Here is a 1855-nt window from a genome sequence, read left to right as displayed (position 1 = left end):
ACAGGAATCGGCTCCTTGATGCAGTCGACGTTGGCGAACTTCAGCGCGATCTCGCGAATCGACGGCAGACGCTTCATGATCGTCTCGGCGCCGATGTGCGACAGGTCCAGCAGCACGTGATCCTTGTTCGGACCCACGCCGCGCCCTTCTTTGATCTCCTGGTCCATCGAACGCGAAACGAAGTCGCGCGGCGCGAGATCCTTCAGCGTCGGCGCATAGCGCTCCATGAAGCGATCGCCGTTGGCGTTGCGCAAGATGCCGCCTTCGCCGCGCACGCCTTCGGTGATCAGCACGCCCGCGCCCGCGACACCCGTCGGGTGGAACTGCCAGAACTCCATGTCCTGCAGCGCGATGCCCGAACGCGCGGCCATGCCGAGGCCGTCGCCCGTGTTGATGAACGCGTTCGTCGATGCCGCGAAGATGCGGCCCGCGCCGCCCGTGGCGAACAGCGTCGTCTTGCCTTCGAGGATATAGACCTCGCCCGTTTCCATTTCGAGCGCGGTGACGCCGAGCACGTCGCCGTCGGCGTCGCGGATCAGATCCAGCGCCATCCATTCGACGAAGAAGTGCGTCTTAGCCGCGACGTTCTGCTGATACAGCGTGTGCAGCAAGGCGTGACCGGTGCGATCGGCTGCGGCGCACGCGCGCTGCACCGGCTTCTCGCCATAGTTCGCCGTGTGGCCGCCGAACGGGCGCTGATAGATCGTGCCATCCGCGTTACGGTCGAACGGCATGCCCATGTGTTCGAGCTCGTACACGGCGTTCGGCGCTTCGCGGCACATGAACTCGATCGCGTCCTGGTCGCCGAGCCAGTCGGAGCCCTTGATCGTGTCGTAGAAGTGATAGTGCCAGTTGTCTTCGCTCATGTTGCCAAGCGATGCGCCGATGCCGCCTTGCGCGGCCACCGTATGCGAGCGCGTCGGAAACACCTTCGAGAGCACCGCGACGGAGAGCCCCGCGCGCGCCAGTTGCAGCGATGCGCGCATGCCCGATCCGCCCGCGCCCACGATCACCACGTCAAAGCGCCGACGCGGCAGAGAAGTCTTGATTGCAGCCATGTTCTTTAAACTCTCCAGAGAATCTGTGCAGCGTAGCCGGCGCATCCGATGAGCCACAGGATGGTCAACACCTGCAGGAACAGGCGCACGCCCATCGGCTTCACGTAATCCATCCAGATGTCGCGAATGCCGACCCACGCGTGATAGAACAGGCAAAGCAAGGCTACGAATGTCGCGAGCTTCATCCACTGGGTCGCGAAGATGCCCGCCCAGCCTTCATACGAGAAGTTGTGCGCGGCGAAGAACCAGAACAGCAGAATGACGGTGTACGCGGCCATCACGACCGCGGTGATGCGTTGCGCGAGCCAGTCGCGCAGACCGTAATGCGCGCCCACGACCAGGCGCTTGGGGCCGACTCGATTTTGCGTTGCCATGTTTAGAACACTCCGAAGATCTTGAGCGCCATCGCGAGCGTGAGCAACAGCGAAACGATCAGCACGATCAGCGCGCTTTGCTTGCCGCCTTGCTTGTTCACGCCCACGTGCGTGTCGAGCAGCAGAAAGCGGATACCCGCGCAGAAGTGATGCAGATACGCCCACGACAGCACGAGCGTGATGATCTTGACGATGGGGTTGGCCAGAAAGCCCTTGAACGCGTCGAAGCTGATTTCCGACGTGAGGCTCTGATCGAGCAGATACAGGATGAACGGCAGGCACACGAACAGCAGCAAGCCGCTGATGCGATGCAGGATCGACACCTTCCCTGCCAGCGGCAAGCGATACTTCGCGATTTGACCGATCCCGATGTTCCGGTATTCAGGCCTTGGTTTTTTTACGGCTTCAGCCATGCTAGACCCC

At 62.1% G+C, this 1855-nt stretch carries 3 protein-coding genes; all 3 read right to left on the bottom strand.

The window, feature by feature from the left end:
* Positions 1-1058: FAD-dependent oxidoreductase (locus AWB70_RS38050; RefSeq protein ID WP_143281757.1), on the bottom strand; the 1058-nt coding region annotated here is incomplete at its 3' end.
* 5 nt (positions 1059-1063) lie between these two features.
* Entirely contained in the window at positions 1064-1432 is a 369-nt protein-coding gene (gene sdhD / locus AWB70_RS38045) for a succinate dehydrogenase, hydrophobic membrane anchor protein (protein WP_014193769.1), read from the bottom strand.
* Positions 1433-1434: 2 nt separating this feature from the next.
* Entirely contained in the window at positions 1435-1845 is a 411-nt protein-coding gene (gene sdhC / locus AWB70_RS38040; protein ID WP_014193770.1) for a succinate dehydrogenase, cytochrome b556 subunit, read from the bottom strand.
* Positions 1846-1855: the final 10 nt, after the last annotated feature.

It is taken from the genome of Caballeronia cordobensis (genome assembly GCF_001544575.2).
GTDB lineage: Bacteria > Pseudomonadota > Gammaproteobacteria > Burkholderiales > Burkholderiaceae > Caballeronia > Caballeronia cordobensis.
This window is presented reverse-complemented; position numbering and strand designations above follow the sequence as displayed.

Coding starts and splice junctions, on each gene's coding strand:
- sdhC (WP_014193770.1), bottom strand. CDS start 1,845: ATGGCTGAAGCCGTAAAAAAACCAAGGCCTGAATACCGGAACATCGGG.
- sdhD (WP_014193769.1), bottom strand. CDS start 1,432: ATGGCAACGCAAAATCGAGTCGGCCCCAAGCGCCTGGTCGTGGGCGCG.